Origin of the sequence: Rhizobium sp. AQ_MP (assembly GCF_014237835.1) — a bacterium.
In the GTDB taxonomy this organism is placed as follows: Bacteria; Pseudomonadota; Alphaproteobacteria; order Rhizobiales; family Rhizobiaceae; genus Allorhizobium.
This window is the reverse complement of sequence record NZ_JACJVI010000015.1, coordinates 102,775-127,649: the sequence shown is the minus strand read 5'-3', so window position 1 is coordinate 127,649 and position 24,875 is coordinate 102,775. Positions and strand designations below refer to the sequence as shown.

The following is a 24,875-nucleotide window of genomic DNA, read 5'->3' as shown; positions in this document are numbered from 1 at the left end:
TTCTTGGCCAATAAGGAGGAACTCATGAAAATGAATGGATCCAGCCTGACGGCGACCGAGGTCAGGGCGCTTGAGGAAAAGCACCGCGATCTTCTCATTCTCTGCTTGAAGCTGGAGGAATTGGCCGCAGACTTTGACACAGGTGAGATCCCACGTGGTATCCAGAAGGTTGCCAAGCACATTGAACCGTTGGTCGCCGCCGCCCACACGCTGGAAGAGCAAAAGTTCTACCCCGACCTTGAGTTGCATGCCGGCTCATGCTTCGGCTCCCTTCTTCTCGATCAGGTCAAGTCCGAACATCGCGTCGACCGTCGCGCGGCCCGTGAGCTATCCCTCACTTTGGCCGCTGTCGCTCGCAAACGATGCAGGCTGAGCCTGGAAACGGTGGCCCATATGGTTCGCGGTTTTCAGGAAGCTGTCCGGCGCCATATAACTGCGGAGCAGATGCTGCTACAGCAGCTCCTAAACGTGGAACCCGAAACGCAGGTGTTCCCAGCATGACTCAGGTCGTTCTTGCACTTGCAGTATTCTTGGTGTTGCATTCGGTGCCTGCCTTACCAACCATCCGGGGAAAGCTGACCGCAGCACTTGGATTGCGGCTCTACCTTCTGGTCTATTCGACAACATCCGTGGCACTCCTGATTTGGGTCCTGCATGCGGCCTGGAGCACCGAATATGTCGAACTCTGGCGGCCGGATTCCCGGAACACCCTTGCCAATTTCGTGTTGTCGCCGCTCGGGCTCTTCCTGGTCACGGCAGGCCTTATCAGCCCAAACCCAGCATCTGTCAGTTTCATGAAAGGCACCGTGCCTGGAGCAATAACGACGATTACGCGCCATCCGGTCTTATGGGGTTTCCTCCTCTGGTCTGTCGGCCATGTCGCGGCTAACGGCGACATGAGATCGCTACTCGTCTTCGGCGGGCTCGGTCTGTTTTCTGCTGTCGGTATTGGCGTCACGGAAAAGCGCGCAAGGCGCAGGATGGGGGACCACTGGTCACCAATCGAGAGATCAACATCCATATTTCCGTTGAGCGCCCTGTTCTCAGGACGCGCCAAGTTGCGTCTGGATGGACATTTGGTAGCCGCGCTCGCCGTGACGCTGCTTGTCACATTCTGGCTGCTCGCGGGAGGCCATGCCGTACTGTTTGGCGCAGATCCCATCCTCGCGCTCGACATCTGAGAACGATTCCAGCCGGCAATTCCACACACTACTTGCTCTACGTCAAACATCCGCGCGCGCGCGCGGCTATAACATGAGTAAACAAATCAATTTTTGTAGAGCGGGATGCCCAACAACATGAAACAGGTCAGCAAGACGGTTATTATTGAAGCCGACGCGGCAGGCTATGCACCAACTCGTCGCACATTATGCGCTGGCTTCGCAGCGACCCTTGCCCTCCCTTTTCTCAATACGCGGGCACGCGCTTCCTCCCTTGACCACCTCGTCCTTTACGGCCCTCCTGCCGGACCGTCTATCACGCTCGCCTATGCAGTTGGCAAAGGCCTGCTGCGCGATATCGCCGACAAGGTGGAGTTTAAGGTATGGCGCACGCCCGATGAAATGCGGGCAGGCCTGTCGTCCGGTTCGATGCAGGCCGTGGTGATGCCGACGACAGCGGCGGCGAACCTGCATACACGCGGGCTTGGTCTCAAACTGGCCAACATCATGACCAACGGTCTTCTCTACATGGTGTCGCGCGATGAAAAGATCGCCGCCTTCTCCGATCTCGAAGGTCAAAGTGTAACCGTGCCATTCCCCAATGACACGCCGGAACTCGTCTTCGATGCGGCCCTTACCCATCATCGGATGACGGGCAAGGTCAAGGTGGAGCGGGCTGGCACGCCCATCGAAGCCGTGCAGATGCTGCTCGCAGGGCGTATCGACACGGCGCTCCTACCCGAACCGGCAGTTTCTGCCGCCATCTTCAAGGCCAGCACCGGTGGTCAGGCGCTTCACCGCGTCATCGACATGCAGAAGGAATGGGGTACCGTAACCGATACGGCGCCGGTCATGCCCCAGGCAGGTCTCGCCCTGACCCAGAGCTTTCTGGACGATCATCCGGAACAGGCGACCGCGCTTCTTGCGGGACTTGCACGGGCGGCAGTCGAGGTGAACGCCGACCCGGCAGCGGCTGCAGGCCAGGCCGCATCGGCACTTGAACTGCCCTGGCCTGTGCTGGAGGCGTCGATCCCCTATTCGAACCTCGTCGCCATTGCGGCTCGGGACGCTCGCGGACCGATCGAGACACTGCTCAAAGCCGTGGCGCAGAGCCATCCCGAAATGGTGGGCGGTCGCATGCCGGACGCGTCACTCTATCTGTAAGGCAGGATCATCATGGGCGTGGCTTGTCGTGCGGGAAGGGTCGCGCGCTTTCTCTGGTCCGGCTGGGCGGGTCTTGGCGGCCTTGCCGTCTTTGCCGCCGTTTGGCAACTCGGAGCCGAAGCCTATGGCAGCTTCGTGTTGCCTGCACCAGCCGAGACGATCCAGACCTTGTTCAAGCTGGCGGCAAATCCCGACAACCGGATGTTGGTGCTATCAACGAGCCTGAGGGCGCTCGCCGGCTTTTCACTCGCCGCTGTGTTTGGAACGATGGCAGGCGTGGTGGCCGGATATCATCCGGCGATCATGCGCCTCGCGCGTCCGCAGGTGACCTTGCTGATCGGCGTCCCGCCGATCGCATGGATCGTCCTTCTGATGATCTGGTTTGGCATGGGGGCAGGAACGGTTATTGCCACCGCAGCTATCGCCGCCTTGCCGCTTGTCTTTATGGGTGCAGCCGAGGGCATCCAGACGCGGGATCGAGCGTTGGAAGACATGGCTCGCATGGCCGGCCTGTCGCCGCTCGTCCGTCTGTTCAAGATATCGCTGCGCCAAATGCTGCACTCCCTATTCCCTTCTCTGGTCATGGCCCTCGGCACGGCCTTCAAGGCAGCCGTCATGGCCGAGCTTCTGGCCAATGCCGGCGGCATCGGAGGCGCTCTCGCCAATGCCCGTTCCGCACTCGATGTGGAAACAGCACTTGCCTGGATCCTCCTCTCGGTCATCGCCCTGATCAGCATCGAATATGGAATTGTTCAGCCCTTGCGCGCCGAAGCCGAGGCATGGCGGGAAGCGGCCCAACCCTGGGGCGTGCGCCGATGACCCTGCTCCAGCTCAAGGCCGTCGGCCACGTCTTTCTCGGTCGCGCTGTTCTCGAAAACGTTAGCCTGCAGGTCAGCCAGGGGGAAATGGTCGCGCTGGTTGGGCCGTCAGGCTGTGGAAAAAGCACGCTGGCCCAGATTGCAGCCGGGCTGATTACCCCGCGACATGGCCAGGTCATGCGAGGATATGCACGCTGCGCTTTCGTCTTCCAGGAACCACGCCTCCTACCCTGGGCGACTGTCGAGGCCAATGTGGCGCTCGCCCTGTCCGGTCATGCTCTTCGGCGCCCCGTGCGTCAGGCGAGGATAGCGGATGCCTGCCGCCGGGTCTCGCTGGAAGAAAGCGACCGGCAAAAATTTCCATCGCAGTTGTCGGGTGGCATGCGCCAGCGCACGGCGCTCGCCCGCGCGCTGGTCGGCGATCCCGATTTCCTCTATTTCGACGAGCCCTTCACCGCGCTCGATGCGGCCTTGCGGAAACGGATGCAGGACCTGGTCGTCTCGACTGTCTCAAACAGCGGCAAGGGCGGGCTCTTCATCACCCACGACCTGCATGAAGCGCTGCGGATCTGCCACCGGATCGCGGTTCTCGATCGCCACGGCCAAGGAATACTCGACTGCGTTACCGTCCCCGAGACGCCCGGAAACCGCAGCGAAGAGATGATATTCGAGACGGCGCGACGGCTCATCTCAGATCATCCGCTGTTTGCTGTCGTGGATGAACATGACGAGCGGAGGCTAGCATGAGTGTGCTTCCAGCCATGCGCATGCTTCCCTCGCCCGATCTCGCCAAGGCCATGTCCACCGAAGGCCTGAGGTTGATGTTTCCACTTGCCGCCTTGCATGCGGCCCTCTGGCCGTTTCTCTGGGTGGTGGTCTGGTCTCTCGATTTGCCCTTCGCAGTTACGTCTCTTCCCAGCCACTGGCATGCCCAGGAAATGCTGGTCGGCTCCTTTGGAGGCGCGCTTTTAGGTTTCCTGACATCTGCCCTGCCGGAATGGACGGACACGCGGCGCGTCAGCGGACGCCCCCTGTTTCTGCTTGCAGGTCTTTGGGCGCTCGCCCGTATCCTCGGGCTCCTTGCATTGGAAAACGCCTCGATCATCGGCCTGATCTTCGATCAGGCCTGGATACTGTTCCTGCTCGCCTATGCGCTGCGCCTGTCCTGGACCAATAAACGCACAGATCTCCTGGGCTTTATCCTGTTCGTCACTGCCTTTGCCGCGGCTGCGGCCATGCTGCGGATCGCAATGGCCTTGGAACTCTACGATCTGTCGGAAAGTGCGATCCGAATTCTCGGGTTCGCGCTTCTGGGCCTGCTCGGTCTCGCCCTTGCCCGCATCACCGTGCCGGTGACCAACCTGATCCTCGATTCGACGGAAAAGACCTCGCCGTACAGACCGCATCCGGGCCGGATCCATCTCTCGGCGGGATTAGCCATGCTGGTCATCCTGGCAGAGGCAGCCACGCTGTCGGACGCCGTGCGCGGCTATCTGATGATTGCTGCAGGTGCAGCCTGTCTCGACCGGGTCGCCGAGGGCTTTGTCGGTCGCGAAGGCCTTTCCTTCGAACTGGGTGGCCTTTGGCTGTCGAGTGCGCTGGCCGGCACCGGCCTTCTTGTCTGCGGCCTCTCGCTTATTGGCCTGCCTCTGCCCTGGCTGGGCGGACTGCATCTGGCGTTGATGGGGGGATTGGGTCTTGGTGTGCTGCAGGTTCTCTCGATTGCAGGCCTGCTCCATACCGGCCAACCACTGCGCTTTTCGAAGACAGCCCGGATGGCGATCCTCCTTCTGGTCCTGTCGGTGCTTCTCCGGGTCCTCCCGGAATTCGCGCCATCCCTCTCCCTGCCCTTCGGCGCTTACGGTCTGACCTCTGCGCTGTTCTCGCTCTCATTTCTTCTCTGGGCCAAGGCCTATATTCCTCTGCTCTGGTCACCGGAAACGGTCGATCAGGAAAGGTGCTGACATGATCAAATTTCCGGGCCCGTCCATCCCACAGCGTCTCCTATCTGGAGGCTTCCGCCTGTTCTTTCCGGGCAGCGCGCTTTTGGCCGCCGTCTCCATCGCTATCTGGGTCCCGTGGTTCCTCGGCTTCATGCATGTTCCAACCCTCTTGCCCCCGGTTGCCTGGCACCAGCATGAGCTTCTCTTCGGCTTTGTCCCGGCCGTGATCGCAGGGTTTCTTCTCACCGCCGTGCCGAACTGGACCGGCAGGCCCGGTTTGAAGGGCATATCGCTTCTGGCGCTGTTCCTTCTCTGGATCGCTGGGCGGCTGACGATCAGTTTTTCAGAATGGACCGGCATGCTCGGCGCAGCACTCGTTGCGCTTTCTTTCCTGCCGGTGCTCGCCATCTTCGTTCTGAAAGAACTTGTCGCTGCCTCGAACCGACGCAACTACAAGATCGTCGCAGTTCTCGCGCTCCTGAGCGCCGCTCAGGTGTTTTTCCATCACGAGATCGAGCGCTATGGACGCGTCGAGATGGCCGACCGTCTGGCCCTGGCCGCGATCCTCATCCTCATCTCTCTGGTTGCAGGGCGCATCATTCCGGCATTTACCGGCAACTGGCTGAAGGCGAACAATCCGGGGCGGCTGCCGCAGAATTTCGCCCGTTTCGATCTCGCCGTTATGGTTCTTGGAAACCTTTCACTGGCGATGTGGATCGCTGTCGGCGGCGGTCTTGAAAGCCTCCGGTTTCCCACGGGGCTGCTGATGCTCGTCGTCAGCTTTGCTCATCTCGTGCGACAGGCAAGATGGTGCCCCGATCGCACGATCGGGGAGCCCCTCTTGGCGATCCTGCATGTCGGCTATCTCTTCATTCCCTTAGGCTTTTTGCTGACCGGTCTGTCGATGCTGTTGGACCACTCCGGCTTCGCCTCGGCAGGCATCCATGCCTGGACGACAGGTGGGGTCGGGGTCGTGACGCTGGCGGTGATGACCCGCGCCACGAGAGGCCATACGGGTCAGGCTTTGGCGTCCCCGCACTCGACAACCTGGCTCATCTATGCACCAATCATCCTCTCGGCACTGCTGAGGATCCTGGTCGCAATTTGGCCGCAGCACACCATGCTGCTGCTGCCGATCGCAGGCCTTGCCTGGATCGTGGCATTCCTGGGTTACGTGGTCTTTTACATGCCGTTGATAGCGCGAAAGGGATAGGAGGGAGCCATGAGCGCCCTCACCCTCTCCACTCCGGTATCAAGGGTGCGTCCGTCAACCCGAGCAGATCCACGGCACGAGCCGCAATATGGGCGACGAGATCCTCTACGCTCGCTGGATTGCGGTAGAAAGAGGGGACCGGCGGCATCACCACGGCCCCCATCTCGGTCACCGCCACCATGTTGCGCAGGTGCCCGAGGTGAAGCGGCGTTTCGCGGGCAAGGAGAACCAGCCTGCGACGCTCCTTGAGCTGCACATCGGCGGCGCGAGTGAGAAGATTGTCTGTGATCCCGGTCGAGATCGCGGCAAGAGATCGCATCGAACAAGGGGCGACGATCATACCGGCCGTGCGGAACGATCCGCTGGCAATCGATGCACCGATATCGCTTTCCGAATGAAAATGAGCGGCGAGCCCGATCAGCCGCCCCAACGCCTCGTTGCCCGCCTCATGTGCGATTGTCCGGCGCGCTGCTGACGTGACGACGAGATGCAGTTCAACATCATCCATGGCCGCCAGGAGCCGACCGACCTGAAGACCGATCGCCGCCCCCGAAGCACCGGACATGCCGAGAATGACACGCCTCATTATGGCTCACCTTCCCTTGTCTTGAGGGATCCAAGTCCAAGTTCGCGCCAGATCGCATCGACGCGCGCCGAAACCTCCGGCGTCATTTGCAGCACGCGGCCCCATTCCCGTTCGGTTTCTGCGCCAAGCTTGTTGGTGGCATCGAGACCGAGCTTTCCACCGAGCCCAGGCTTGGGAGAGGCAAAATCGAGGTAGTCGATGGGTGTGTTATCCACCACCACGAGATCGCGGGAGGCGTCGAACCGTGTGGAAAGCGCCCAGATGACATCGCTCCAGTTTCTGACGTCAACATCGGCATCGACCACAATGATGAGCTTGGTGTAGCTGAACTGCGGCAGCATCGACCAAAGCCCGAGCATAATCCGGCGGGCTTGCCCCGGATAGCGCTTGTCGAGCGAGACGACGATCGCCCGGTAGGAACAGGCTTCTGGAGGCAGATAGAGATCGACAATCTCTGGAAACTGGCGCTTTACGAGGGGAAGGAAGAGAGCATTCATTGCCTCTCCGAGCACAGAAGGTTCATCCGGGGGGCGACCGGTGAAGGTCGAGAGATAAACCGGATTCTGCCGCATCGTCATCGCGCTCAACTTCATGACGGGAAACGGCTCGACAGAATTGTAGTAGCCCGTGTGGTCGCCATAAGGCCCCTCGAGCGCAGTCTCCGCGATGGAAACAGTCCCTTCCAGCACGATTTCCGCGGTCGCCGGAACATCAAGCGGCTGGGTGAGTGCCCGCACCACACGGCTGCGCTTTCCTCCGAGCAAGCCAGCGAAGGAAAGCTCGCTCACGGTTTCTGGCAGCGGCATGACGGCCGCAAGAATGGTCTGAGGATCCGCACCGATCACGACCGCAATCGGCATGTCCTGCCCCATCGCCTGCCATTGTCGGTAATGCTTCGCCGCACCGCGATGGGCAAGCCAGCGCGTGATCAGCCGCCTGCGATCCAGCGCTTGCAGCCGGTAGACGCCGACATTGACGTCTTTGGGATCTGAGGGGGATGCGGTAACAACCAGCCCCCAGGTGATCAGCGGCGCCGGTTCGCCGGGCCAGCACCACTGGATCGGCAGCCGATTGAGATCGACGGCCTCGCCCTCGAACACAACATCCTGGCATTGCGCGTGTGACACCCGGCGGCATCCCAGCGCCATGGCCGAGCGAAGCACAGGCAGTTTCTTCAAGGCATCCCGGAGCGAGGCCGGAGGCCTTGGCTCACGCAATTCGGCGAGCAACTCCGCGAGATCGCCGATCTTGCCGCCCGGGATGCCATAGCCGAGTTCGATCCGCTCGCGCCTACCAAACAGATTGGCGAGGAGCGGTATTTCGGACATTGAGCCGTCCGGCCGAACCGGACGTTCGAAGAGCAAGGCCGGGCCGCGCTCTGCAAGCACCCGCCTGTGAATTTCGGTGATCTCATGGACGAGGCTGACCGGCTGCGGGATGCGCAAAAGCTGCCCTCGCATTTCCAGTTCACGCATGAATGCCTGAAGGCCGTCGTAGCGACGCGGCGGTGCGATCTGTGTCATGCGGACCGCTATGAACCGCAGATTCGCTCCCGTCTTTGCGCTGGAGCAATCTGCATGGTGGGGCGCTCCCCTAGGGTTGCGCCGGTTCAAACCATGAAAATTGGCGCAATGCAGATTCCCTCTCTTCTGGCTCTCCCGCTCAAAGCCATGCCGCTTATGCCGCTCATGCCAATCGAACGCGTGGCACGCCGCCTCTTCAGCCTCCTGCTCTTGGCCCATGGCGACATGTTCGCGCGTCTGGGTGAATACAAAAGCAACCGCTTTTCGTTTGCCCCGACAGACCTGCCCCTTGTCTTCCTGGTCGAGCCCGACACACCCCGCCTGACAGTGATCCGCAAAGGCGAGGCGTTCACAGCGGATGCGGGCGTCGAGGCACCTCTGGTCATGCTGCTCGCACTCCTCGAGGGTCGCTGCGATGCCGATGCCCTGTTCTTCTCTCGCGATCTCAGCGTGATCGGCGACATGGAGGCCATGCTTGCGATGCGAAACGCCCTCGACGACTGCGACATCGACCTGCCGCGCGACCTTGCGCGCATTGGCGGACCGGCAAGCGGCCTGATCCAGAAGATGGCCGAGGAAATCCGCAGACAGTCGATGAAGGAGATGCAGGGATGGAACTGATCTGTCCGGCGGGCACACCGGCTGCCTTTCGTGAAGCCGTCGATGCTGGCGCCGATGCTGTCTATTGCGGCTTCCGCGACGAGACGAATGCGCGCAATTTCCCGGGCCTCAATTTCAGCCGCGACGAGCTGCGCGACGCCATTGCCTATGCCCGCAGGAAGGACTGCATGACATTCGTCGCTCTCAACACCTTCATGCGGGCCGGCGATGAAGAAATCTGGTACTGCGCGGCGGCCGACGCGGTAAGGCTCGGTGCCGATGCGCTGATCCTTGCCGATTTCGGCCTCATGGCGCATGTCAGGGAGCACTATCCCGAACAGCGCCTTCATGTGTCGGTCCAGGCCTCCGCGTCCAACCCGGAAGCGATCAACTTCCTGGTCGAGGCCTTCGACGCCAAGCGGGTCGTCTTGCCGAGAACGCTGACGATCAGCGACATCGCCCGCATCGGCCGAAAGGTGAATTGCGAGATCGAGGTCTTCGTCTTCGGCGGTCTCTGCGTCATGGCAGAAGGACGCTGTTCACTGTCGTCATATGCCACTGGAAAATCGCCCAACATGAATGGCGTCTGTTCTCCGGCCAGCCATGTCCGATATCGCCAGGATGGCGCCGGCATGGTGTCGGAACTCGGCCCCTATACGATCAACCGCTTCAGCCATGGAGAGGCAGCAGGCTATCCCACGCTCTGCAAGGGACGCTTCGACATTGGCGACGCGCGTGGCTATGCCTTCGAGGACCCCGTATCGCTCGACGTCATGGGCGAAATCGAAGCCCTGAAGGATGCCGGCGTCTCCGCCTTGAAAATCGAGGGTCGCCAGCGCGGCAAGGCCTATGTGGCGGAGGTCGTGTCGACGCTGCGCCAGGCGCTCGCGACCGAACCGGCAGGACGCGGCCCCTTGCTGGCCCGGCTGCGAGCGTTAAGCGAAGGGCAAAAGACCACCGTCGGCGCCTATGAGAAGCGCTGGAGATGAGCATGAGCGAATTGACCCTGGGCCCCGTCTATTATCTCTGGGATGGGCCGAAATGGCGCGATTTTTATTTTCAGATCGCAGACGAGGCACCGGTCGAGCGGGTCATTCTGGGCGAGACCGTTTGCTCCAAACGCCAGCACTTCATCGAGCCGCACCTGGCAGAGGTGGTCGAACGCCTCGAGAAGGCGGGGAAAACCGTCGCCTTTTCCTCGCTGGCACTGGTCACACTGGAACGCGAAAGCCGTATCGTCAAAGATCTGATCGAAACCTCGGAGCATGCCATAGAGGTCAACGACCTCTCCGCCATCAATATCATAAAAGGCCGGCGACACCTCGTCGGCCCCCTGGTCAATGTCTACAACGGTCCGACGGCACGTTTGATGGCACAGCGTGGAGCGGAACGCATCTGTCTGCCGCCTGAACTTCCCTTCCAGTCGATCGCTAGGATTGCCGCAGAGGCAAGTGACGTGGCCTTCGAGGTGATGGTATTCGGTCGCATGCCGCTCGCCATCTCGGCCCGCTGCGCCCATGCCCGCTCCAAAGGCAGGACCAAGGACAACTGCCAGTTCGTCTGCAGCGAAGAGCCGGATGGCTTGCCGATCAGGACGCTCGACCGCCAGTCCTTCCTCGTGCTGAACGGCGTGCAGACCATGTCTCATACCTGCCAGCTCCTGCTCAGCGAGCTTCAGGACTTGCAAGCGGCCGGGGTGAATGCCTTCCGCCTCTCACCACAGGACTGCGACATGGCGCGCATCGCCGCCATCTTCCAGGACACGCTGTCGGGCAGCATGGAACCAGAACAGGCAGCCGCTTTGATCGGGCGCGCTTACCCCACAGCCAAATTCTCCAACGGCTTTCATCACGCGCGAGAGGGTGCGACCTGGGTATCGCGGGCGAAAAACAATGCTAACGCGCCCTGACGCGCGCGGGAGAATGAGCACATCTTGTTTGCGAAAGCGCAACGACCGGATCTGCGTTCCTCACCATAGTCGGCACCACAGCGATAACGCGTGGAAGCGCAAGCAAGGTGAATTTGATGGAACTTAACGCAAGCCAGACAGTCGGAAAGATCGCCACCTCCCTTCCCGGTGCTGCCGCAATTTTCCGCCGTAACGGTATCAGCTTCTGTTGCGGAGGCACCGACAGCCTCGAGGTGGCGGCCGAAGCTGCAGGACTTTCACCGGAAGCCCTGATGGGCGAATTGCGGGGCCTTGTCGACGCCGCATCAACGGAAGCACCGGACGAAACGGTCGATCTGATCAATCATATCAGGACACGTTACCACGACACCCACCGCGCTGAATTGATTTCGCTGATCCCGCTGGCAGCCAAGGTCGAGCGCGTGCATGGCGCTCACCCCGATGCGCCGATCGGCCTGGCCAATCTCCTTGAACGCATACAGGGCGATCTGCACAGCCATATGCATCGCGAGGAACTGATGCTCTTCCCACTGATGGAACGCTGCGACCACCAGGTGCTGACGACAACCATAGAACAGATGCGCCATGAGCATGACGTCGAGGCAGAGCATCTGGCGGAACTCGAGCACCTGACCGGCGGATTTCATCTGCCAGAAGGCGCATGCAATTCGTGGCGCGCGCTTTACACCGGTGCCAAGAAATTTGCCGACGATCTCGTCCAGCACATGCACTTGGAAAACGAAGTCCTCTTTCCACGCTTTACCGGCGGCAACGTCTAGGGCGATGGCATCAGGGCAAACGAGATCATGATGAAGTATCCGAACCTGCGCCGAGGCAGGAAACCTGAGAGACTCGCTCCTCCGGTCGTTTCGAGATCGCGGCGCGAACAGGCCTGTGACACCATCTGCGATATGCATGAATGCGTTCTCAGTGGCTGTGTGGGAACCGATACTGTCGGCTATCTTATGGACCGGATGCTATCGCTTGAACCTCGACACACAGGCGACAGGCGATGACCCGCCCATTCATGACTGCCAAGGTCCTTGCATCTGAAACTTGCGCGCAAAACGCGCAATCCTTGATTATCGTGCTGGCCACGCACGCGTTGGATTGACGCACGTTAGAGTTTATTCGATGCGACCTTGGCAATCGTCAAACCGGCGTCGGACACGTTAGGCAAGTCTTTACCCGGACACATCAATTCTCGCTAAAACTCACATCGTATCATGAAGTTACGATATTCGGCATGATGCCCTAGCTCAGGATAGACTGAAAGATGCGCATCACCGACTTTTCGATCAACAAGCGCCTCTGGCTTGCGATCATGTTTCCTCTGGTTGCAGCCCTCACCCTTGCCTCGATGGAACTTCTCGACTCGTGGCGGTCCTACCGACAGATGCAGACCGTCGCCAAAGTCAGTGAGAACATCACGGCCATCGGTGAGATGATCCACGTCCTCCAGAGCGAGCGGGGGCAGAGTGCCGGATACATCGGATCAAAGGGCAACGCGGGCCGAACGCCTCTCTCAAAGGCGCGCCAATCGACCGACGCGGGTCTGGTAAGGCTGCCAGAGCTCACGGACGCCATAGCCAATATTGAAAACGCGGAACTGAACCTCCGCTGGGCCTCGGCACAACAAGCGCTTCAAGAGCTGCCCGCGAAAAGGCAATCCATCGACAACCTGTCCTTCACCGGTAAGCAGTCATTTGACTTCTACAGCGGCTTGATTGGTGAACTCTCGGCCCTTGTATCCGAACTCTCCTTACAAGGTGTTGGATCGAGGATCGCGGCCGAAATGATTGGTTATAACCTGCTCATGCAGGCGAAGGAGATTGCAGGCCAGGAGCGCGCAACCGGGAACGGGTTCATCACGTCGGGCGGCGTTGATCCCGAGCTTGTTGCTCCCTTTGCCCGCATGGCAGGCGCTCAAAATAGCCTGATCGACAACTTCCTTGCTCTACAGCAGAAGGAACTACAATCCGCCTACACTTCGCAGCTCTCCATGGCGGCAATAAAGGAGATCGAAGCGACGCGTTCGACCTTGATCGGTACTGGTTCAAAAGCGGCCAGTGACTTGAGTGCTGATCGCTGGTTTGCCGCCGCCAGTCAGCGTATTGACGCGATGAAAGCTCTGGAAAGGGCAAGCCTAGAACGTCTCGGCAACGAGGCACGCGCTATCGCCGCAGCCGCATTCACTCGGCTTGGAACGGTTCTGATGCTTTGCATCGCCGGGGCCGTACTAGTTATCGCCCTGTCGGTATTTCTGGCAGGAACCATTAGCCGTCCGCTTAACGCGCTCGTCAATGCGATGCGCAGATTGGCAGAGGGTCACCTCGAACCTACCGCGCAATCTGCCGACCGTAAGGACGAAGTCGGAGACATGGTCAATGCGGTAGAGGTCTTTAGACTTGCCGCCATCCGCAATCGCGAGCTGGAGCTAGAGGCAGAGCGTGCGCGCGAACAGGCCGAACGCGACCGAGTTGAGATGCAAATTGCAGCGGAGGCGGAGGCCGAAGCCCGCATGAACAAGGCGACCGGCACACTGGCCCAGGCCTTGAGAAAGCTTGCTGCCGGCGACCTTCTTTGCGAGGTGAACGAGGCCTTCGCACCGCAATTCGAAGACCTTCGCCATGACTTCAATCGTTCGGTTGTGCAGTTGCGGCAAGCGCTGGTTGGTGTTGGCCAATCGGTCGCGACCGTCACCGGCGGAGCATCCGAAGTATCGTCAGCATCGGACGACCTGTCGAGGCGCACCGAGCAGCAGGCCTCTTCGCTTGAAGAGACAGCTGCGGCGCTCGAACAGATCACAGCCAATGTGACGGCCACGTCCAGACGCTCAGATTTGGCCCGCAGCGTAACAGCGAGCGCACGCGAAAGGGCAAATCGATCCAGTGAAGTGGTACGAAACGCCGTGGCAGCGATGGACAAGATCGAGCAGGCCTCAAGCCAGATCAGCCAGATTATCGGTGTAATCGACCAGATCGCCTTCCAGACTAATCTGCTTGCCCTCAATGCGGGCGTCGAGGCAGCCCGCGCAGGCGAGGCAGGCAAGGGGTTTGCCGTGGTTGCCCAGGAAGTTCGGGAGTTGGCCCAGCGTTCGGCACAGGCGGCACGCGAGATTTCCGAGCTGATCGCCAATTCTGAGCTTGCTGTTCGCCAGGGCGTCCAGCTGGTTTCGGAGACCGGTACCGGACTGGCCACGATTGACGAGCTCGTGCAGGAAGCAGCAAGCCACGTGGATGCTATCGCTATTGCAGCCCAAGAACAGGCAGTCGGTCTTTCACAGGTCAATGTCGCGGTGAACCATCTGGATCAATCGACACAGCAGAACGCAGCAATGGTGGAAGAGATGAGCGCTGCTGGCGCTGCCTTGGCAGGCGAAAGTGTAACTCTCCAGGGTTTGCTCAACTCGTTCGTATTGACCTTATCCTCTAGCGGTCAAAACGTAGCTGAAAGAATGAGGGCATAAGTCGGAGCGCATCGCATTTGGGCGATCTCCTCACGCCTTGAGTGGATTTGAACCGCCGACCTCCCATCCCTTCGGATTGCAAGCCGCGGGGATAATCTAGGCACATCAGAGATTTATTTCAGTTGCACTGTCGTTAAATTGGGGCTGGCAGCAGTCCATCCGGTTACCTCCGCTAACCCTTTTCAAGCGTAGTGGAAAAGCAGCATCATTACCGCATGCCTGCAAAGGTCCAGGCCATCCCAAGCACTGCAGTGCCGAGTAGGACCGTCATGACCGACATCTTGAGGCGGAAGATCCCAAAGACCGCCAGAAGCGTCAGCACGACCGAAGCCCATTCGACTGAAGACAGCTCGGGCAACTGCATTGACAGCGGCCCAGCTTGCAAAGTGGCCACCTCCGAAAACAGAATATGCAGCCCAAACCAAATCGCGAGATTCAGGATCACTCCGACAACGGCGGCAGTGATCGCAGCCATACCGCCGGAGATAGCTACGTTGCCTCGCAGGCGTTCGATGAAGGGCGCACCGAGGAAGATCCAGAGAAAGCACGGAAGGAAGGTCACCCAGGTCGCAAGGATAGCTCCCAGAGTCGCGGCCTGCAGGGGGCCAAGCCCGCCGGCATCGCGGTAGGCTCCAAGGAAGCCGACAAACTGTAGCACCATGATAAGAGGGCCCGGGGTCGTTTCGGCCATGCCAAGCCCATCCAGCATCTCGCCGGGCCGGAGCCATTGGTAATTCTGTACCGCCTCTTGGGCCACATAGGCCAGTACGGCATAGGCGCCGCCGAATGTGACGACCGCCATCTGGCTGAAGAAGACACCGATCTGCGTGAAGACGTTATCCGCACCAAGCGTGACGTGGAGCACGGCAACCGGAGCAAGCCAGAGAAGCAGCAGAACCACAGAGACTTTCAGCGACCACCTGAGGTTCGGCCTCGCATGTGCGGGCATCCCCTCGCCAAGGGCGGAATCCGCGTCAGAAAGGATCTTGCCTGCCGCTGCCTTGTGGCCGCCTTTAACCGCAAACCAACTGTGCCCAGTCCTTGCCCCGAGATAGCCAAGAATGCCGGCCGCGATGATAATTAACGGAAACGGCACTTGGAATGCGAATATTGCCAGGAAGGCCACAACGGCTATCAGGATCATGGCTGGGCTCTTCAATGCCCTGCCGCCGATTCGGAAAACAGCCTGAAGAACGATCGCGAGGACTGCAGCCTTCAGGCCAAAGAATAGCCCCCCAACCACAGACACGTCGCCGTAGAGGACATAGACGTAGCTGAGTGCAAGGATGGAAAGAAAGCCGGGCAGGATGAAGAGTATCCCCGCCATAAGACCGCCTGCCGTGCGATGCATCAGCCAGCCGAGATAGACGGCAAGCTGCTGCGCCTCGGGGCCTGGAAGCAGCATGCAATAGTTCAAGGCGTGCAGGAACCGGTTTTCGCCGACCCACCGTTTCTCATCGACGACAATCCGGTGCATCACCGCGATCTGGCCTGCGGGGCCGCCAAAGCTCAAAGCCGCGACGCGGAGCCAAACCCTGAATGCCTCCATGAATGGGATACCGTGTTCAGTTGGCCTGCGCGATGGTTCTGCCGATACGACCGTGTCAGACATCTCAGTTACCTTTCTTTCCAGTAGGCCAGTCGTGTGTTTCGCCGGTTGCATCGCGGCACCAGCGATAGAATGCGTCGTAGAGCGTCATTCCGGCCTCGAGTTGTTGAAGGTCGTCGTTGAACATGCGCGACAGTCCGAGCGATGCGGCGAGCAGGCCCGCCACCTCGGGCGCAAGATCCGGCCGCGCGGTGTCGGCACCGCGGCCAATCGTCGCCAGGTGGAGGAGCGGTGCAACCGCAAGTCCGAACTCCTCGATCATCACATCGAAAGTGCAGAGCTCACCCCGGTGGCTCCAGAACACATCGTCGACATCGAATGGCGTTGCGCCAAACCGCTCTGCGACGGCGACCACCTCGCCGGGCGCGACAAACAGAAAGACTGCACCGGGGTCGATAAAGCGCCGGATCAGCCAGGGGCAGGCAATCCTATCAATCTTCGGCCGCGAGCGCGTCACCCAGACCGTCCGGCACTGAGCATCGCGCTTCGGCACCTGAGCCGTCGGTATCAAAGGCAGAGCTGTGGCCTTCCAGGCGTCGAAACCGCCTTCAAGGACTTCCGCAGCAGTCCCTCCCGTTCGCAAATAGGCCGCAACACCGTGGCTGAGCTTCTTACCCTTCTGGCATATGACCACAACCGGGCCATTGATAAGCTCTCCAGCCCAGGATGCGACATCTGTATAAGAACGGCGACGAGAGCCGGGGATCAGCCATGGATCGGCCTCAAAATCCGCGTCGGTGCGCACGTCGATGAGCGCCGGGGCGTTCGGCGTACCAACAAGGCGGCTCAATTTTTCGGGTGATATTTCAAGAAATGACGGCATGGCGCGTCCTCCGTAAACCGGGTTGATGGACGCGATTCTTTGGCATGACGCCTCGTGGGGCGATCGCAACCCCATGACTTCGGTTTAAAGCAGATTTAGCGTCTGTCAATTCTCAGACTCCGGCGCATCTCACTTCCAAGCGATAAAGGCACAGCCGCAACAGCGCGCGCGGGCGGCTTTATAGCGCCGCCCACATCGATGGGATGGGAAGCGCAGCCGAAGAACGCGCCTCCTCCTTCCTGCTCAGGCATTTCAATGCAATCCAAACAGCCCGAGCAGTTCCTCTCGCTGGCGCACGAAATCCGGCGCGCTGCGATCACGCGGCCGGGGCAAGTCGATGTCGATCAGCCGGGGCTCCCCGCCCTTCTCTCGAGGCAGGATCAGGATCCGGTCGGCAAGGAAGATCGCTTCTTCGAGATCGTGGGTGACGAGCACTGTTGTCACGTCCTCCTCTTTCCAAATCCGCGCCAGTTCCTGCTGCATGCCGATTTTGGTCATGGCATCCAGCGCACCCAGCGGTTCGTCGAGGAGCAGGATTTCTGGCTGGACGGCAAGTGCCCGCGCGATCCCGACACGTTGCGCCATACCGCCCGAGAGCTGACGCGGATATGCTGTTTCAAAGCCCTTGAGGCCAACAAGATCGACGTAGCGCTGCGAGATGAAGTGCGCCTCGTCGCGGGAGAGGCCTCTCGTCTCGAGGCCGAAGCCGATGTTGTCGATGACGGTCAGCCAAGGGAGAAGACGCGGTTCCTGGAAGATGACGGCCCGTTCCGTGCCGACCCCGCGGATGCGACGGCCGTCGATCAGGACATCACCGCTGTCCGCATCTTCGAGTCCCGCCAAGATCCGCAGAAGTGTCGTCTTGCCCGAGCCGCTTGCGCCCACGATCGCCAAGCTTTCGCCCGAACGGATGGTGAGGTTGAGATCCTTCAGGACCGATAGCGGCTTTCCGTTGAGGGTGTAGGTCTTGGAGAGGTGACGGACCGTCACTTCTCCGCGAATGCTGTTGGACTGAGCGAGTGCCATGGTCAATTGCTCGCCGTCTCGGTGGAATAGAGGATCTCGTTGGCCGAGAGCTGGCCCTCCTTCAGCTTGCCTTCACGGACGAGAACGTCGATCCAGAACTGCAGGTCGCGCTCGACTGCCTTGCCGCCGGGACGCACGCCATAGCCGCGGAAGAACTGGGCGATATCGGGGTTCTCGCCGCGCTCGGCCAGTGCCTTGGCGAAGATCTTCTTGGTCTCCTCCGGGTTTTCGCGGGCATAGTCGAGGGCGCGTTCGGATTGTTCGACGAAGACCTTCGCCGCTTCAGGATGCTTTTCGATGAAGTCGCGGCGCAGCACGATGAAACCGCCGGCGATTTCTCCGAGAACATCGGTGTCGTCGAAGATCGCGCGGAGCCCACCCTTCTGCTTCGCCGCACCTTCAAAAGTTGTCTGCCAGTAGCCGAAGGCCGATACATCGACCTGGCCCGAGCGCAGGACCTGTTCGAGTTGCGGGCCAGGAACGACGATCTGGTTGGCGGCATCAGACGGCAAACCGACGGAATGCAGCGCCTCACGGATCGTGTAGTCGAGGTGGGCACCGAGCGTGTTCAGTGCGACGGTCTTTCCGGCAATGTCCTTGATCTCGCGGATGGGGCTGTCTTCCAGCACGTAGAAGATCGATTGGACCTCATCGTTGATGCCGTTTGACGGATAGGCGGCGACAAAGTCGTTGCCGCCGATGATCGAGTTCAGAACAGCCGAGGTGGCAGCACTGCCGATTTCGACATCGCCGGAGGCGAGCGCAATGAGCGAGGCCGGGCCGCCCGTGGCATAACCGACATTCTCGATGGTGATGCCGGTGCCATCGAAATAGCCGAGTTCAGCGGCGAGCTCATGGGCGGACAGTCCACCCTGGCTGGCGAGATAACGGAACTTGACCTCTTCGGCGGCGAAGGCTGTGCCCGACAGGGCTATTGCGAGTGCTGCGGAAAGAGCGAGCTTGCGGGAATGGAAGGTCATGGGAGTTTCCTTTGATGGCGAGAATGAAGAGATGCGGCGATGTCTGGTCAGGCCCAGCGGCACAGTCGCCGCTGCAGAAGGACGAGGGCGGCGTTCGCGGCGAGGCCGAGCAGCGCCAGAAGCAGGATCGCCGCGAACATCAGCGGGATCTGGAAGTTGTATTGGGCATTCATCACCTGGAAGCCGATGCCCTTGTTGGCACCGATCATCTCGGCTGCGATGAGGAGCAGCAGCGCAGTCGTCGCGGAAAGACGAAGGCCAACGAAAATCGCGGGCACCGAGGCTGGAAGCACGACACGACGGAAGATCTGCAGAGAGCCAGCACCGTAAGTGCGAGCCATCTCGACAAGCTTCTTGTCAACCTCCTTCACCCCACCGATCGTTGACAGGAGGATTGGGAAGAGCGTCGCCCAGAAGATGACGAACACCTTCGACGCTTCGCCCAGACCGAGGAGCAGGATGAAGACCGGATAAAGGGCGAGCGCCGAGGTCTGGCGGAAGAACTGCAAGAGCGGATCGAGTGCCTGCTCGACAGCGCGCACCTGCCCCATGAAGAGGCCGAGCGGAATGCCAAGGCCAACGGCGGCAACAAAGGCAATGCCGGAGCGCTGCAGGCTGATCGCGATGTCATCGACGATGGCGCCCGAGGAGACCGCCTTCCACAAGGCGCCGATGATCTGATCGAGCGGCGGGAAGACGGATGCATTCACCCAGCCGAGTTTCGACGAATACTGCCAGAGGATCAGGAAGGCGATCACGAGACCATAGCGACCAAGGAATGGCGTGATCGCTGCCGTTGCCTGACTTAGCCAGCGGGGCGCTGGTTCCACATCCGGGGCGAGGTTAAGGCCATAGGCCCTTCCGTGATGGATGTCTTCGTAGGACATGGTGGACCTCCTCATTCGGCGGCCTGCACGACCTGACGGTCGGCGGCATAGCGGTTGATCGGGAACGGCAGGCCGAGGTTTTCGCGGAGCGTCCGGCCCTCATAGGCGGTGCGGAAGAGCCCGCGGCGTTGCAGCTCGGGGATGACGAGATCGACGAAATCGTCGAGGCCTGTCGGGAGCCAGGGCGGCAGGATATTGAAGCCGTCAGCCGCTTCATTCTCGAACCATTGCTGCAGCGTGTCGGCAATCTGCACGGGCGTTCCGACAATGGTGAAGTGACCGCGTGCCGATGCGACCCACTGGTAGAGCTGGCGGATCGAGAAATTGTTCTCGTCGGCGATCTGGCGGATCAGGGCCTGGCGGCTCTTCATACCCTCTGTCGGCGGAGCCGGCGGAAGCGGGCCGTCGAGATCATATCCCTTGAGGTCGAGCGTGCCCCCCGTCAGGCCGTTGAGCAGGCCGATGCCGTCTTCCTCCAGGATCAGAGAGGTCAGGCGATCGTATTTATCGCGCGCTTCTTCCTCGGTGCGACCAACAAAGGGCGAGACACCGGGCATGATCAGCACGTGGTCGGGGTTGCGCCCCAGGCCGCGAGCTCGGTTCTTGATGTCGCGGTAGAATTCCTGCGCCGTCTCAATGTGCTGGTGGGCGGTGAAGATCACCTCTGCCGTCGCAGCGGCCAGACCACGGCCGCCATCGGATTGGCCTGCCTGGACGATGACCGGATGCCCCTGGCGCGAGCGTGAGACATTGAGCGGTCCCTTGACCTTGAAGTGCTCGCCCTTGTGCGCGGCATCATGCAGCTTGCCGGGATCGAAGAAGACACCCGTTTCCTTGTCGCGGATGAAGGCATCGTCCTCAAAACTGTCCCAGAGCTTCTTGACGACATCGACATGCTCTGCGGCGCGCTTGTAGCGGTCAGCATGCGGGAGCTGCGTGTCGAGATTGAAGTTCTGCGCCGTGGCATCGCCTGTCGTCGTGACGACGTTCCAGCCGGCCCGGCCGTCCGAGATCAGGTCAAGCGAGGCGAACTTGCGCGCCGTGTTGTAAGGCTCCTCATAGGTCGTCGACGCCGTCGCGATGAAACCGAGATGGGTGGTGAACGGGGCAAGCGCCGAAAACAGCGTCACGGGCTCAAAGCCGGCGACCCTTGCATTGCCGCCTTCCCTTGCGCCGCCGAACCCAACGGCGAGACCGTCGGCCAAGAAGTAGGCGTCGAACAGACCCCTCTCCGCAGTCAGAGCCAACTGCTTGTGAAACTCGAAACTGACGGCGCCATCCACCGGCTGATCCGGATGTCGCCAGGAGGCGATATGCTGTCCGCCACCGGGAAGAAATGCGCCTAATCTGATCTTGCGTGTCATGGCTGGTCCTCTTTCACTCGATTATCGAATGAGGTCAGCCTACATTGTCTATAATTTACATAGAGAAATGGGATTGCAAAGATTCAGCCGCCCGGCGAATGGATTTTCGAATGTGACGCCGATCTGAGACATCCGCGACGCGGAAGCAAAAGGCTGGAGCCCTTAGCACTCCGACCTGGAAACGGGCTTGAACGCTTAGTTTATAAAAACTATGTACGATGAGCAAAATTACCCCAGAGGCCTTCGGCCGGATATCTCGCAATGCTCACCAATAAAGGCAAGTATGGTCTGAAAGCGCTGGTCGACCTGGCGGGTCTGGAGCCCGGGCAGACGGCGTTCGTCACCGACATCGCGACGCGCAACAATATTCCGAAGAAGTTCCTCGACACGATCCTGCTGGAGTTGCGCAACAACGGCTTCCTGCGCTCGAAGAAGGGGCCGAATGGCGGCTATGCGCTATCAAAACCCGCCGATGAAATCATGATCGGTCAGGTCATCCGCGCCCTTGACGGGCCACTTGCGCCCATCCGCTGCGCCAGTCGTACGGCCTTCGAAGCCTGCGACGATTGCCGGGACCCGGCATCATGCCAGATCCGGATTTCCATGACGCAGGTTCGCGATGCCATGGCCGCTGTTCTCGACACCATGACGCTCACGCAATTCGTTGCATCGGAACAGCCCGATCAGAATCTGATCGCCGGCGAGTGATCGCCGACACAGCGCAAACGCGCCGTGTCCAGTGCTAGGCAGAACCGATCGATCTGCGCTAAGTCGATTGGCGGGTCGTCCACCTGAATGCCATCGATCAGGGAGGCTGCCTTCTGGATCATTGCGTCCAGAAGTTCGAGTTCGATTGCGGCAGAAGGATCTGCCCCAGAGGTCAGAGTCTTCTCGCCAACTTGCCCGCGGGTTGCGGCAGCCATCAGAAAGGCCGTCATCAGTCGCGCCAGACAGTCCGCATTCACACCTAGGGAGAGAATGTAATCGGGATGGACGGTTAACTCCGGTGATGCGTCTTCGCCGCCCAATAACACGCGCTTGCTGTCCAGAATGGCGGCCATCGGTTCAGATCTGGCGCCAGACGCCCTTATGACTTGCCAGTCCGCAGCACTGGTCTCGAAGTCCGACCCACCATTGTCCAAGGCGAAAGCCAGACCCGACTGTACGAGCCTCGGTGGCGGACCACCCTCGCGAGGGGCGCTCAAGTCGAAGACATCGCCCAGCACAACGCGTCCGTAAATCGCCTTGCGCTGTTCTGTGGATCCGCTGGTGCGGACCAGTTCCAAGGCCACAAGATGTCGGATCAGTTTCTCAGCCGCCTCTGCATCCCAGGTAGTCAGGCGGCTGACGGCTTCGGCGACGATGAGGTTCGAGATGTCCGCGCCTCCAAAGCTCGCGGGGATCGACATGGCGAGAAGACCGCTTGCAGGCAAAATAGAGGCCGGGTCCGGGTTGCGACTGGTCGCCGAAGGTCCCAAGCGATCGAGTGCGGCCAAGACATCGGCCTCCCGCGTCAGCGCAACCGGGACGGGTCGCAATCGATCAGCCGTCGATACCACCATCAAACAGACCCTCCTCCACTCAAGCCAGAGTTACGTCACTGCGTGGTATTTGCCATTCTGATACAGGAGTGAACTCCCACCGCTCAAGCGTATCGAAAGGACGCGACCGATCAGGATGACATGACTGTGTCGCTCGATCGCCTCCTCAACTTCGCAGTCGAGTGCTGCAACCGCATCTTCCAGCACTGGCGCTCCGCTGGCAAGTCTCGTCCATTCGGCTCCAACATAGCGCTCGGGTCCCTTCAATCCACCAACGCCCGCAAAGCGGTTTGCAATATCCTGATGGGCCGCACCAATCACATTGACCGCGAAGTGGCGGTAACGCTCCACGACGGGCCAGGTGGAAGAGGATCTGTTGAGGGACACCAGCATACGCGGGGGATCGACGGACAGAGCCGTCGCAGAGGTGACCGTGGCGCCCGAGCGCTCTGCACCTTCACCTGCCGTGATCACGCTGACACCGCCCCCCAGTGTTCTCAAGGCGTCCTTCAAACCAGCCGCGTCGGCTGGTCGATCAGACACTGCCCGATCGCGCACTGGGCGAAGGCGGGGCTCGCTGAATTCGCTTGCGACAAAAACGTTCATCTGACCTCTCCGTGAAGACTGCATCGGAAGCATGGGTAACAGCCGAGGAACCGAAGCAGTAGACAAGCGTTTTTAATCTCCATATATTTTATAGAAAATATGCCCAGATCTGCCACCCGCGAACCGGAAGGAAGACTGCCATGTTGAAGATCAGGATGTCGTCCCCGAGACTGCAGGCGCATATGCCGCGCCCCGGCTCTCGCGTCGCAATCATCGGCGGCGGATACACGGGCGCGATTATTGCCAAGCTTCTGGTGGAGCGTGGGGTTCGGGACATCGAAGAGGTGACCGTCTTCGAGCCCCGGGAGCAGCTAGGCTGTGGCCTTGCCTATGATGTCAGGAACATCGATGTCCGCCTGAATGTCGCGGCACACAGAATGCGCGCCATCCCCGGCTCTCCATCCGCCTTCCTCAACTGGTTGCAGACCAGCGGAACGCTCACCGTCGATCCGGATGCCGTGACCCGGGAAGGCATCTTCGCTCGGCGTAGAGATTTCGGACGGTTCATGCAGGCACAACTTGCGCCCCATCTCGACAGTGGCGCGGTGCGACACATCCGCAATATCGTTCGGGCTGTCGAGCGAGAGAATGAGCAGTGGCGGATATGCGGGGCTGAGGGCACCATCGTCATGGCCGACATTCTGATCCTTGCGACCGGGCATCCTCCTGCATCTAGACCACCTGCCGTCGACAGGCTGAGTGCTTCGGCGACGAGCCGTATCAAGGACGTCCTTGCCGCCGATGGCTTCAACGAAATCGGCAAGTGCGATCCCGTCCTCGTCGTCGGCTCCGGTCTCACCGCAATTGATGCGCTCTGCCGCCTGAAGGCCCTTGGCCACACCGGGACCGTCAGCCTTCTCTCCCGCACAGGCCTTATGCCGAGACCGCATGCCGGCGGTGGCTTTTCACCCTTTGGTGACTTCAGCAGCACCGACCTTACGTCGGCCAAAAAGCTTCTATCGAAGGTGCGAGCGACGATCAGCGATGCGCAGGCGCAGGGCATACCCTGGCAGTCCGTGTTCGATGCTCTGCGTCAGCATGCACCGTCATTGTGGCAAGCGCTGCCGATGCGCGAGCGACAAAAGTTCCTGAGGCGCCTCCGCCGATGGTACGATGTTCATCGGTACCGCATGCCACCTCAAGGGGCCGCCGTCCTTGAGCTGGGCATCGACACTGGCCGGGTCAGACTGGAAACCGGCGATCTCGTCTCCATCACTGAAGACAAGCAAGGCCTCATTGCGGGGTTAAAGTCCCGTGCAGGAAGAACAGAGTTTCGCTGCCGCCACATCCTTCTGGCGACTGGCCCTGATTTTCAGGACTATGCGGCCCATCAGCGGTTTCTGCTTGGCATGCAGCGGGATGGCTTCATCCGGTCGGATCCGCTCGGTCTCGGCCTCGCTTGCGACATCGCAGGCCGCGCTATCACCGCCGCCGGAACCCCAAACTCCACGCTCTTTATCGCCGGACCGCCCGCTCGCCCAGCATTCGGTGAGCTGACAGGCGTCCCGGAAATTGCCGCACAGGCTGCAAGCCTTGTGGATCGGATTATCGGCTGTTGTGCCCGCGAAACGAGGACCATAGTTATTAGCCCCACGGTGTGAATGGCTGGCGTCAGCTCCCTGGTGGATGCTGACGGCAGCATTACATGCGAACC

Annotated in this window: 24 protein-coding genes; 14 read left to right on the top strand and 10 right to left on the bottom strand. The window is 60.4% G+C overall.

Annotated features, from left to right (window positions below):
* The 7 genes from H6M51_RS19435 to H6M51_RS19405 all read left to right on the top strand — a co-directional run.
* A partial coding sequence (locus tag H6M51_RS19435) for a hemerythrin domain-containing protein (protein ID WP_185811449.1) occupies positions 1-501 on the top strand: 501 nt, incomplete at its 5' end.
* Positions 498-1,181 (top strand): NnrU family protein, encoded by a 684-nt coding sequence (locus H6M51_RS19430; RefSeq protein WP_185811448.1) that lies wholly within the window; start codon positions 498-500, stop codon positions 1,179-1,181. The genes H6M51_RS19435 and H6M51_RS19430, both read left to right, overlap by 4 nt.
* Before the next feature lie 117 nt (positions 1,182-1,298).
* Positions 1,299-2,324: an ABC transporter substrate-binding protein gene (locus tag H6M51_RS19425; RefSeq protein ID WP_185811447.1), complete on the top strand. Its 1,026-nt coding sequence runs from the start codon at positions 1,299-1,301 to the stop codon at positions 2,322-2,324.
* A 12-nt stretch (positions 2,325-2,336) separates the two neighbouring features.
* A complete protein-coding gene (locus H6M51_RS19420) occupies positions 2,337-3,143 on the top strand; it encodes an ABC transporter permease (protein ID WP_185811446.1) in 807 nt (268 codons plus the stop codon).
* Positions 3,140-3,889 (top strand): ABC transporter ATP-binding protein, encoded by a 750-nt coding sequence (locus tag H6M51_RS19415; RefSeq protein WP_185811445.1) that lies wholly within the window; start codon positions 3,140-3,142, stop codon positions 3,887-3,889. The genes H6M51_RS19420 and H6M51_RS19415 overlap by 4 nt, the downstream gene beginning before the upstream one ends.
* Positions 3,886-5,106: an NnrS family protein gene (locus H6M51_RS19410; RefSeq protein WP_210314871.1), complete on the top strand. Its 1,221-nt coding sequence runs from the start codon at positions 3,886-3,888 to the stop codon at positions 5,104-5,106. The genes H6M51_RS19415 and H6M51_RS19410 overlap by 4 nt, the downstream gene beginning before the upstream one ends.
* A gap of 1 nt (position 5,107) precedes the next feature.
* Entirely contained in the window at positions 5,108-6,298 is a 1,191-nt protein-coding gene (locus H6M51_RS19405) for an NnrS family protein (RefSeq protein ID WP_185811444.1), read from the top strand.
* A gap of 19 nt (positions 6,299-6,317) precedes the next feature.
* Here H6M51_RS19405 and H6M51_RS19400 read toward each other — a convergent pair whose 3' ends face one another.
* Both H6M51_RS19400 and H6M51_RS19395 read right to left on the bottom strand, forming a co-directional pair.
* Positions 6,318-6,884, bottom strand: a complete 567-nt coding sequence (locus H6M51_RS19400) for a UbiX family flavin prenyltransferase (protein WP_166599151.1) — start codon at positions 6,882-6,884, stop codon at positions 6,318-6,320.
* A complete protein-coding gene (locus tag H6M51_RS19395; RefSeq protein WP_185811443.1) occupies positions 6,884-8,407 on the bottom strand; it encodes a UbiD family decarboxylase in 1,524 nt (507 codons plus the stop codon). The genes H6M51_RS19400 and H6M51_RS19395 overlap by 1 nt, the downstream gene beginning before the upstream one ends.
* 108 nt (positions 8,408-8,515) lie before the next feature.
* Here H6M51_RS19395 and H6M51_RS19390 point away from each other — a divergent pair, with 108 nt between their 5' ends.
* The 5 genes from H6M51_RS19390 to H6M51_RS19370 all read left to right on the top strand — a co-directional run bounded on the left by H6M51_RS19390 (position 8,516) and on the right by H6M51_RS19370 (position 14,385).
* Complete coding sequence (locus H6M51_RS19390) at positions 8,516-9,028, top strand: SCP2 domain-containing protein (RefSeq protein WP_185811442.1); 513 nt, start codon at positions 8,516-8,518, stop codon at positions 9,026-9,028.
* Complete coding sequence (locus H6M51_RS19385) at positions 9,019-9,996, top strand: peptidase U32 family protein (RefSeq protein WP_185811441.1); 978 nt, start codon at positions 9,019-9,021, stop codon at positions 9,994-9,996. The genes H6M51_RS19390 and H6M51_RS19385 overlap by 10 nt, the downstream gene beginning before the upstream one ends.
* 2 nt (positions 9,997-9,998) lie before the next feature.
* On the top strand, positions 9,999-10,916 hold the full coding sequence (locus H6M51_RS19380; RefSeq protein WP_246780584.1) for a U32 family peptidase: 918 nt from the start codon (positions 9,999-10,001) through the stop codon (positions 10,914-10,916).
* A gap of 116 nt (positions 10,917-11,032) precedes the next feature.
* Positions 11,033-11,695, top strand: coding sequence for an iron-sulfur cluster repair di-iron protein (gene ric / locus H6M51_RS19375; protein WP_185811439.1), 663 nt, complete (start codon positions 11,033-11,035; stop codon positions 11,693-11,695).
* A 497-nt stretch (positions 11,696-12,192) separates the two neighbouring features.
* The gene (locus tag H6M51_RS19370) at positions 12,193-14,385 is read left to right on the top strand and encodes a methyl-accepting chemotaxis protein (RefSeq protein WP_246780583.1); all 2,193 of its coding nucleotides are present in this window, start codon (positions 12,193-12,195) and stop codon (positions 14,383-14,385) included.
* A gap of 208 nt (positions 14,386-14,593) precedes the next feature.
* On the opposite strand, the gene chrA is transcribed toward H6M51_RS19370, so the two are convergent.
* From chrA to H6M51_RS19340, 6 genes are all read right to left on the bottom strand, one after another.
* A complete protein-coding gene (gene chrA, locus H6M51_RS19365) occupies positions 14,594-15,997 on the bottom strand; it encodes a chromate efflux transporter (protein WP_246780582.1) in 1,404 nt (467 codons plus the stop codon).
* 1 nt (position 15,998) lies between these two features.
* Positions 15,999-16,817, bottom strand: coding sequence for a sulfurtransferase/chromate resistance protein (locus H6M51_RS19360; protein ID WP_185811437.1), 819 nt, complete (start codon positions 16,815-16,817; stop codon positions 15,999-16,001).
* A gap of 252 nt (positions 16,818-17,069) precedes the next feature.
* Positions 17,070-17,843 (bottom strand): ABC transporter ATP-binding protein, encoded by a 774-nt coding sequence (locus tag H6M51_RS19355; protein ID WP_062284970.1) that lies wholly within the window; start codon positions 17,841-17,843, stop codon positions 17,070-17,072.
* 2 nt (positions 17,844-17,845) lie between these two features.
* Positions 17,846-18,823: an ABC transporter substrate-binding protein gene (locus tag H6M51_RS19350; protein WP_062284967.1), complete on the bottom strand. Its 978-nt coding sequence runs from the start codon at positions 18,821-18,823 to the stop codon at positions 17,846-17,848.
* A 47-nt stretch (positions 18,824-18,870) separates the two neighbouring features.
* Positions 18,871-19,710 (bottom strand): ABC transporter permease, encoded by an 840-nt coding sequence (locus H6M51_RS19345; RefSeq protein ID WP_185811436.1) that lies wholly within the window; start codon positions 19,708-19,710, stop codon positions 18,871-18,873.
* An 11-nt stretch (positions 19,711-19,721) separates the two neighbouring features.
* Positions 19,722-21,074 carry an LLM class flavin-dependent oxidoreductase gene (locus H6M51_RS19340; RefSeq protein ID WP_185811435.1) on the bottom strand — a complete coding sequence of 451 codons (1,353 nt, stop codon included), beginning with the start codon at positions 21,072-21,074 and terminating at the stop codon, positions 19,722-19,724.
* Between the two features lie 261 nt (positions 21,075-21,335).
* On the opposite strand from H6M51_RS19340, the gene H6M51_RS19335 reads away from it, so the two are divergent.
* The gene (locus tag H6M51_RS19335; protein WP_062284960.1) at positions 21,336-21,782 is read left to right on the top strand and encodes an Rrf2 family transcriptional regulator; all 447 of its coding nucleotides are present in this window, start codon (positions 21,336-21,338) and stop codon (positions 21,780-21,782) included.
* Here the strand turns inward: H6M51_RS19335 and H6M51_RS19330 are convergent.
* Together H6M51_RS19330 and H6M51_RS19325 are read right to left on the bottom strand one after the other, a co-directional pair.
* Positions 21,758-22,570, bottom strand: a complete 813-nt coding sequence (locus H6M51_RS19330; protein ID WP_156378744.1) for a hypothetical protein — start codon at positions 22,568-22,570, stop codon at positions 21,758-21,760. The two genes, H6M51_RS19335 and H6M51_RS19330, sit on opposite strands and share 25 nt — an antisense overlap.
* Before the next feature lie 96 nt (positions 22,571-22,666).
* Positions 22,667-23,221 carry a flavin reductase family protein gene (locus tag H6M51_RS19325; protein WP_062284955.1) on the bottom strand — a complete coding sequence of 185 codons (555 nt, stop codon included), beginning with the start codon at positions 23,219-23,221 and terminating at the stop codon, positions 22,667-22,669.
* Positions 23,222-23,361: 140 nt separating this feature from the next.
* Here H6M51_RS19325 and H6M51_RS19320 point away from each other — a divergent pair, with 140 nt between their 5' ends.
* On the top strand, positions 23,362-24,822 hold the full coding sequence (locus H6M51_RS19320; protein ID WP_185811434.1) for an FAD/NAD(P)-binding protein: 1,461 nt from the start codon (positions 23,362-23,364) through the stop codon (positions 24,820-24,822).
* Positions 24,823-24,875 lie beyond the last annotated feature (53 nt).

Bases quoted from the DNA above. Each gene is read 5' to 3' on its own strand.
- H6M51_RS19430 (WP_185811448.1), top strand. From the start codon at position 498: ATGACTCAGGTCGTTCTTGCACTTGCAGTATTCTTGGTGTTGCATTCG.
- H6M51_RS19425 (WP_185811447.1), top strand. From the start codon at position 1,299: ATGAAACAGGTCAGCAAGACGGTTATTATTGAAGCCGACGCGGCAGGC.
- H6M51_RS19420 (WP_185811446.1), top strand. From the start codon at position 2,337: ATGGGCGTGGCTTGTCGTGCGGGAAGGGTCGCGCGCTTTCTCTGGTCC.
- H6M51_RS19415 (WP_185811445.1), top strand. From the start codon at position 3,140: ATGACCCTGCTCCAGCTCAAGGCCGTCGGCCACGTCTTTCTCGGTCGC.
- H6M51_RS19410 (WP_210314871.1), top strand. From the start codon at position 3,886: ATGAGTGTGCTTCCAGCCATGCGCATGCTTCCCTCGCCCGATCTCGCC.
- H6M51_RS19405 (WP_185811444.1), top strand. From the start codon at position 5,108: ATGATCAAATTTCCGGGCCCGTCCATCCCACAGCGTCTCCTATCTGGA.
- H6M51_RS19400 (WP_166599151.1), bottom strand. From the start codon at position 6,884: ATGAGGCGTGTCATTCTCGGCATGTCCGGTGCTTCGGGGGCGGCGATC.
- H6M51_RS19395 (WP_185811443.1), bottom strand. From the start codon at position 8,407: ATGACACAGATCGCACCGCCGCGTCGCTACGACGGCCTTCAGGCATTC.
- H6M51_RS19390 (WP_185811442.1), top strand. From the start codon at position 8,516: ATGCAGATTCCCTCTCTTCTGGCTCTCCCGCTCAAAGCCATGCCGCTT.
- H6M51_RS19385 (WP_185811441.1), top strand. From the start codon at position 9,019: ATGGAACTGATCTGTCCGGCGGGCACACCGGCTGCCTTTCGTGAAGCC.
- H6M51_RS19380 (WP_246780584.1), top strand. From the start codon at position 9,999: ATGAGCGAATTGACCCTGGGCCCCGTCTATTATCTCTGGGATGGGCCG.
- ric (WP_185811439.1), top strand. From the start codon at position 11,033: ATGGAACTTAACGCAAGCCAGACAGTCGGAAAGATCGCCACCTCCCTT.
- H6M51_RS19370 (WP_246780583.1), top strand. From the start codon at position 12,193: ATGCGCATCACCGACTTTTCGATCAACAAGCGCCTCTGGCTTGCGATC.
- chrA (WP_246780582.1), bottom strand. From the start codon at position 15,997: ATGTCTGACACGGTCGTATCGGCAGAACCATCGCGCAGGCCAACTGAA.
- H6M51_RS19360 (WP_185811437.1), bottom strand. From the start codon at position 16,817: ATGCCGTCATTTCTTGAAATATCACCCGAAAAATTGAGCCGCCTTGTT.
- H6M51_RS19355 (WP_062284970.1), bottom strand. From the start codon at position 17,843: ATGGCACTCGCTCAGTCCAACAGCATTCGCGGAGAAGTGACGGTCCGT.
- H6M51_RS19350 (WP_062284967.1), bottom strand. From the start codon at position 18,823: ATGACCTTCCATTCCCGCAAGCTCGCTCTTTCCGCAGCACTCGCAATA.
- H6M51_RS19345 (WP_185811436.1), bottom strand. From the start codon at position 19,710: ATGTCCTACGAAGACATCCATCACGGAAGGGCCTATGGCCTTAACCTC.
- H6M51_RS19340 (WP_185811435.1), bottom strand. From the start codon at position 21,074: ATGACACGCAAGATCAGATTAGGCGCATTTCTTCCCGGTGGCGGACAG.
- H6M51_RS19335 (WP_062284960.1), top strand. From the start codon at position 21,336: ATGCTCACCAATAAAGGCAAGTATGGTCTGAAAGCGCTGGTCGACCTG.
- H6M51_RS19325 (WP_062284955.1), bottom strand. From the start codon at position 23,221: ATGAACGTTTTTGTCGCAAGCGAATTCAGCGAGCCCCGCCTTCGCCCA.
- H6M51_RS19320 (WP_185811434.1), top strand. From the start codon at position 23,362: ATGTTGAAGATCAGGATGTCGTCCCCGAGACTGCAGGCGCATATGCCG.